Raw genomic sequence first — 269 nt, 5'->3', positions numbered from 1 at the left:
CGCTCGGCCAGGCCGGCGATCCGGCGCATCTGCTCACGGCCGACAGCCGCATTCCGCTCGTCAAGGTCGACCGCTGGGGCCAGATCACGTATCACGGCCCGGGCCAGGTGGTCGCCTATCTGTTGCTCGATTTGCGCCGTCGCAAGCTGATGGTGCGCGAGCTGGTGACGCGGCTCGAGCAGGCCGTGATTGACAAACTCGCGGCGTATAATCTCGACGGTGAACGTAAGGCGGGCGCGCCGGGCATCTATGTCGCGCCTGAGCAGCCG

1 protein-coding gene is annotated in these 269 nt (G+C 66.9%); it reads left to right on the top strand.

Annotated elements, in window-relative coordinates; translation table 11 throughout:
- Window positions 1–269, top strand: a 269-nt coding sequence (gene lipB, locus SB822_RS57485) for a lipoyl(octanoyl) transferase LipB (protein ID WP_410859160.1), incomplete at both ends; no start/stop codon positions are given.

Origin of the sequence: Paraburkholderia sp. SIMBA_054 (assembly GCF_046534875.1) — a bacterium.
Taxonomy (GTDB): Bacteria; Pseudomonadota; Gammaproteobacteria; order Burkholderiales; family Burkholderiaceae; genus Paraburkholderia; species Paraburkholderia hospita.
The sequence above is the reverse complement of the archived record's forward strand: the minus strand, read 5'-3'. Positions and strand labels throughout refer to the sequence as shown.